The sequence below is a fragment of the Streptomyces sp. NPDC051684 genome (assembly GCF_044453445.1).
Lineage (GTDB): Bacteria > Actinomycetota > Actinomycetes > Streptomycetales > Streptomycetaceae > Streptomyces.
In genome coordinates, this window is record NZ_JBITCS010000028.1 from 100,534 (window position 1) to 106,761 (window position 6,228).

Sequence of the window (6,228 nt, forward strand, 5' to 3'; positions counted from 1 at the left end):
GGATGCTGGATCCGACCTGGCTGCTAGATCCGGTCGGTCAGCTCCTCCGCGTACACCTGGGACAGCGGCTGCGGCCCCACGTACTGCTGGCAGTTGCACTGACCCACCTCGTAGCGGACCGGCTTCTTGTTCTCGTCCCAGGCCGTGGGGACCTCGACGCGCTCGTGGCAGCGGCCCGTCTTGTCGTGCTTGGCGAGGTGGTGGGTGCAGCCGCAGACCGGCTCCGGCGGCTTGTGCGCCGCCTCCACCGCGAGGCGCGCCTGCTTGGCGGCCTCGAGCCGCTCCAGCCTTCGCTCGTGCCGGTTGCGCAACGCGCCGCGTGCGGTGTCCGCCGCCCACGCGAACGCTCCCGTCCAGAACAAGATGAGAACCGCCCAAATCCAGTTCATCTACCGCCCCTTCCCCCCGGATGCGCGTGCGGTGACCTACAGGATAGGCGCCGCGCCGCCGCTACGCGCCCTCCCGGCGCGCCCGCACCACCCCCGCGCCGCCGTCCACCGTGACGACGTCGCCGGTCTCGATCCGCGCCACCGCGTCCGGTACGCCGACCACGGCCGGGATGCCGTACTCGCGGGCCACGACCGCGCCGTGGGAGTTGGCGCCGCCCATCTCCATCACGAGCCCGCCGGCCGTCAGGAAGAGCGGCGTCCAGCCGGGGTCGGTGGACGGGGCGACGAGGATCTCGCCCGGCTCCAGGTGCGCGCCGACCGGATCGGTCACCACGCGCGCGTGCCCGGTGATCTCGCCCGCGGAGGCCGCGGTGCCGATCAGGTCGCCGGGCGCGCGGGGTACGGCCTGCGCGCGCTGAGCGGCCTCCGGTTCGGTGCCGTCGGAGAGGAGGACGCGGGGGATGTGCCGGCGCCGCAGCTCCCGTGCGTACTCCTCCTTGCGCTCGGCGACCTTCGCGCGCAGATCACCCTTCGCACACAGAGCACCCTTCGCGCGCAGATCACCCTTTGCGCGCTGGTCGCCCTCTCCTGGGTGCGTTGTCGCGGACTCCCCCGTGCGCATCTCCTCGAAGTCCAGGAAGAAGACGTCCTGCGCGGCATCGATGCGGCCCTGGGCGTGCAGTTCCGCCCCGCGCTCGGCGATGCGCTCGCGCAGCGCCCCGAACAGCGTGATCGCCAGGTACTTCGGGTGCTCGCGCAGCCCCGCGAGCAGCCGGGTGCGGCGCAGGGCGAACCGGACGAGCGGGCCGCGCCCCTTGGCCCGCCGGGCGAGCCGCTCGATCATCGACTCCGCCTCGACGGCGCCCCGCGCGAACACGACGTCCGGGTGGGCCCGTTCGTCGTCCAGTCGCAGGTAGTTGCGGAGGATGCCGATGACGTACGTGGGGTCGTCGGACCAGCGCGGGAGGCCGAGGTCGATCTCGGCGACGGCTCGGTGACCCCACTGCTCCAGGAAGGACCGGAGCCCGTCCTGCGCGACCGGTGGCAGGTCACCGGCGCGATGGCGGGCCACCAGTTCCTGGACATCGGCTCCCTGGAACACGTCCGACGCCTCCCGGTCCGCGCGGATCGTCCGCGCGAGCGCCCACAGATCGAGGTCCATCTCGGTGGTGACGTTGTTCGGCAGGCTGCGCAGGACGGTCTGGAGTTCGCCGGGTTCGGTGCGGACGAGCCTGCCGGCCAGCGCCAGCATCGCGAAGCCGACCAGGGCGGTCGGTGCGACGGTCGGCAGCACGGGGACCACGCAGTCGCGGAGCGCTTCCTCAACGGTCTTGTGCCGCGCCGACTCCAGCACGCGCGCCTGCGTCCGCCGGGCGCGCCGCACCGCCGCCTCGGGGGCGACGAGGGCCCGCAGCACGGTGGACGGGGCGTGGAACCTGCGGGCGAGACGGGCCACGCGCCGGACGGCGGGCCACGGTGAGGTCTGCGTCAGGGCCAGGCGCGGGTCGTCGTACAGGCCGCGCAGGATCCGCGCCGAGCGGGCCTCCATGACGTCGAGCACGCGCGGGAAGAAGGCCCTCCCGGTCCGGCTGCGCAGGACGCCGGTGAGGTCGACGAAGATGCGTCCGGCCGCCTCGGTGCAGCCCTGCGAGCGCGGGGTGCCGATGATGATCTCGCCGGCGGCTCGGGCGATCTCCCGGATCGCGGCGCGCCCGGCCGGGGTGATCGGCCGTTCCAGGCCCTGAGCGAGGCTGAAGCAGAAGTAGACGCGGAAGTCGGCTCCTCCAGCGTCGCGTCCGCCGCCTCGCTCGACGTCGCGCACCGGCAGCGGGAACAGTGTCGTGATGGGCCTCGACTGGGTCAGATGGACCTCGCCCCGGGCGTCGATGGCCCACTCGGTGTCCTGCGGACTGCCGTAGTGCGCCTGCACCTTGGCGCCGAGCGCGGCAAGCCGGAGGACCTGGCTGTCGGTCAGGCAGGGCGCCGTGTTCTCGCCGATGTCGACCTTCTCCGTGCCGCCACCGGCCAGCGAGCAGACGAGGAACCTCTTGTCGCCGAGGCGCCGTTCCACGATCTCGCGGCCGTCGACCACGAAATGGTCCGGGTTGACCGCCCCGGAGACGACGGCCTCGCCGAGTCCGGGGCTCGCGTCGATGACGGCCTGATCGCGCCTGCCCGTGACGGGGTCGGCGGTGAACATGACGCCCGACACCGCCGAGTCCACCATCCGCTGGACGACGACGGCGAGTTGGACGCGGCCGTGGTCGATGCCGTTGCTCTCCCGGTAGCTCACGGCGCGGTCGGTCCACAGCGAGGCCCAGCAGCGGCGTACCGCGTCGAGCACGGCGTCGGCACCGACGACGTTCAGACGCGCGTCCTGCTGCCCCGCGAAGCTGGCGTACGGCAGGTCCTCCGCGGTGGCGCTGGAGCGCACCGCGACGGCCACGTCACCGCCGGATTCCGCACCCAGCTCCGCGTACGCGGCGAGGATCGCGTCCCGCAGGTCCCTGGGCACCTCCGACTCGACGAGCAGCCGGCGCGCCTTGTCGGGCCGCAGCCCCGCGAGGCCGTCCGTGGCCGGAATCCTCCGGTAGGCGTCGGTGGTGACACAGAAGCCGTGCGGCACGGGCAGTCCGGCTCTGGTCAGTTCGCCGAGGTTGGCCGCCTTGCCGCCGACGGTGGCGAGCATCGTCGCGTCCACGGAACGGAGGTCGAGGACGAGCGGCATGGCGTTCCTTCCTGCCTGCGGTGACCGGTCGGCGCGCCTGGTGACACCGGACCGTGCTTTATTCATCATGCGATGAATAAAGACGTCGCGTCAACGCCCCCACCCGGGCCGAGGCGCGAGAATGCATCCATGAGCACCCGTTCCCGCAGCACGTCCGGCGCCGCTCCCGACACCGCCTCCCGCGCCGCGTCCTTCGACCGGGCCGCGAGCGAGTACGCGGCGAGCCGGCCGTCCTACCCGGCCGAACTCCTTGACCTGATCGAGGAGTTCATGGACGCCGGCCTCACAGGCAGCCGCGTCGCGGACGTGGGCGCGGGCACCGGCATCTCCACCGCGCTGCTGCGGCAGCGGGGTGCCGAGGTGATCGCCGTGGAACCGGGCGAGGCGATGGCCCGGGAGTGCCGCGAGCGGCTGCCGGACGTGCCCGTCGTGCGCGGCGACGGCAACGCGCTGCCGCTCGCCACGGCCTCCCGCGACCTCGTCACGTACGCCCAGTCCTGGCAGTGGACCGATCCGGCCCGCTCCGTCCCCGAGGCGCTGCGGGTGCTGCGGCCGGACGGCGCGCTGGCGATCTGCTGGAACACGACGGCCTTCGACGTGCCGTGGATCCGCGACCAGCACGAGCGCATCGCGCGGCACTGCGGCGTGGCGCCGAGGTCCGCCGTACGACCCTCGGACAGTGATGCCGTCCGCCTCGCAGGCCTGTCGGGGCTGCGGGTCGCCCGCCGCCCACTGCTCTCGAGCCGCACCGTCCCGCTCGACACGCATCTCGCCAACATCGGCAGCCGCTCGGCGTTCCTGGTCCTCGATGAGACCGCCCGACGGGCGTTTCTCGCGGACGAGCGCGAGCGGCTCGGCGCGATGTTCCCCGGCGGGGAGGTGGAGGAGATCTACGTGGTCGACGCCCTGGTGGCCCGGCGGGCGTGACTCAGCCCTGCGACTGCGGCTCCGGCAGCGGCTCCCCGGTCTCCAGGAACGTCTTGAGGCTGGACAGCAGGGCCGGCCAGCCGTCGCCGATCATGCCGCGGACGGTGCTGTCGGGGTCGAAGCCGTCGTGGACGACGGTGAGTTTCACGGTCTCCCCCATCGCCTCGAGATCGAAGGACACCTTCGAGCGACCCTCGCCCGCGATACGCTGCCGCAGTTCCTCGTCGACACCCACGGCCTGCGCCCACGCGGGGGTGAAGGTGTGCCAGGTGTACGCGAGACGGCGCGGCGGGTCGGCCTCCAGGACGAGCTGGTCGGGGTCCTCGATGCGGTTGCCGCGCTCCACCCACACCATCGGCGAACCGGGCTTCCAGTCGGTCTCGAACGCGACACCCCAGAAGCGGCGGGTGAACGCGGGCGAGGTGAGCGCCTCCCACAGCCGCTCCGGTGTGGTGCGGATGTAGCTGGTGTGGACGAAGGGCGCTGTGGCGGCGGTGCCGCCGGGGATGGCGTTGCTCATGAGGGAATCCTCTTCCAGTGCGGTACGGAGGTCGTCGAGGGCGGCGGCGCGATGCCGGTCGTAGCGGCTCAGCCAGCGGTCGGCGACCGCGTTGAGGGGCGCGGCGTCGAGGTAGTGCAGCTTCTCGCGGCCCCGGCGCACGGTCGTGACCAGCCCCGCGGCCTCGAGGACGGCGAGGTGCTTGCTGACCGACTGCCGGGCCATGTCCAGCTCACCGCACAGTTCGCCCAGCGTCTGCCCGCCCCGGTCGTTGAGGCTGTCGAGCAGCCGTCGGCGTCCGGGGTCGGCGAGCGCCTTGAATATCGCGTCCACGGGGTCGCGCCCTCTTTCGGTTGACTCGATATGCAGCCGAACAGCTGCATATTCGACGATAGGCAGCCAATCGGCTGCATGTCAATCGGAGGGCCTCCACCTAGACACCCCAAGGACCGAGGCCGACACAGGACAAACGGGCGACACGGGCGACACGGGCGGCACAGATCGAACGAACACATCAACGCCGGACGGTCGACCCCAAATCGCATGCGCCGTACCACCGTTGGTGGCATCGTTGCCCTATGCAGCTACCATCCCCGGAAGAGCCACGCACCGGCGACGCCTTCGGTCGCGTTCTCGCCCGCTGCCGGCAGGCCGACGCCGCTCCGTGGTCGGCCGTCGAGGTCATCGAGCGCGACGACGGGCTGATCCGGGCCAACGACGCCGCGCGGTACTTCAGCACACTGGAACAGTGGCCGGAGCTGGAGCGGTGGGCGTGGGCACAGGCCACCGGGCGGATTCTGGACGTGGGGTGCGGCGGCGGGCGCCACGCGGTCGAGTGGGTGGCCCGTGGGCATCGCGTCGTGGGCCTCGACTCGTCACCCGGGGCCGTCCAGGTCACCCGCGAGCGCGGCGTCGAGGCGGTGGTGGGTGAGGTGCCCGAACTCCCCGACGGTCTCGGCCGGTTCGACACTATCGCCATGATGGGCAACAACTTCGGTCTGCTGGGCGGCCCGGACCGCGCGCCCCGCGTCCTGTCCGCCCTCGCCGACCTGACCTCCCCCGGCGCCCTCCTCATCGGCTCCGGCTCGGATCCCGGCGACGGCGGGAGCGACCACGCGGCCTACCACGCCCGCAACCTCCGGCACGGGCGCGCCCGGGGCCAGCTCCGTCTGCGCGTCAGGGACGAGGCGACGGCGTCACCGTGGTTCGACTACTGGCTGGCGGCGCCGGACGAACTGTCCGCCCTCATCGACGCGTCACCATGGACCCTGGAGACCCTGCGAAGGGAGCCGGGCGGCTCCGGTTACGTGATGTGCCTGCGCCGGTGACCGGGATCACCACCTGCCCCCTCCCTCCACACACACCACGTACCCCCCGGAAGGACTACCCCCGTTGAGCACGGCCGGTTACTTCGAGCGCATCGACGAGCACCGCTACAAGCCCACCACCCACGCGAGCGGGGCCTGGAACCCCGACGAGATGCACGTCAGCCCCCTCGCGGGACTGGTCGTGCACGCGCTCGACCGACACCTTGTCGACCGGCCGGACCGTGGGCTCGCCCTGTCCCGGATCAGCTTCGACATCCTGGGGCGTCTAGGGCTTGTCGTTTGGATCAGGCCGGATCAGGGAGCGGGGCCTGGTGCGTGCGATCGCAAGGCGGAGGAGGGAGGCGACGCGGAGCGTCG

At 72.3% G+C, this 6,228-nt stretch carries 5 protein-coding genes and 1 pseudogene; 3 read left to right on the forward strand and 3 right to left on the reverse strand.

Annotated features, from left to right (window positions below; genetic code table 11):
- Positions 1-23: 23 nt before the first annotated feature.
- Both ACIA8D_RS29770 and ACIA8D_RS29775 read right to left on the reverse strand, forming a co-directional pair.
- Positions 24-389, reverse strand: coding sequence for a hypothetical protein (locus tag ACIA8D_RS29770; protein ID WP_399237085.1), 366 nt, complete (start codon positions 387-389; stop codon positions 24-26).
- Positions 390-450: 61 nt separating this feature from the next.
- Complete coding sequence (locus tag ACIA8D_RS29775) at positions 451-3,117, reverse strand: PEP/pyruvate-binding domain-containing protein (RefSeq protein ID WP_399237087.1); 2,667 nt, start codon at positions 3,115-3,117, stop codon at positions 451-453.
- A 129-nt stretch (positions 3,118-3,246) separates the two neighbouring features.
- On the opposite strand from ACIA8D_RS29775, the gene ACIA8D_RS29780 reads away from it, so the two are divergent.
- On the forward strand, positions 3,247-4,044 hold the full coding sequence (locus ACIA8D_RS29780) for a class I SAM-dependent methyltransferase (RefSeq protein WP_399237089.1): 798 nt from the start codon (positions 3,247-3,249) through the stop codon (positions 4,042-4,044).
- A gap of 1 nt (position 4,045) precedes the next feature.
- Here ACIA8D_RS29780 and ACIA8D_RS29785 read toward each other — a convergent pair whose 3' ends face one another.
- Entirely contained in the window at positions 4,046-4,876 is an 831-nt protein-coding gene (locus ACIA8D_RS29785) for an ArsR/SmtB family transcription factor (RefSeq protein ID WP_399237091.1), read from the reverse strand.
- A 245-nt stretch (positions 4,877-5,121) separates the two neighbouring features.
- Between ACIA8D_RS29785 and ACIA8D_RS29790 the strand changes: the two genes are divergently transcribed.
- Both ACIA8D_RS29790 and ACIA8D_RS29795 read left to right on the forward strand, forming a co-directional pair.
- A complete protein-coding gene (locus ACIA8D_RS29790; RefSeq protein WP_399237093.1) occupies positions 5,122-5,871 on the forward strand; it encodes a class I SAM-dependent methyltransferase in 750 nt (249 codons plus the stop codon).
- 64 nt (positions 5,872-5,935) lie between these two features.
- Positions 5,936-6,228, forward strand: a pseudogene (locus tag ACIA8D_RS29795) (hypothetical protein); the annotation flags it as partial.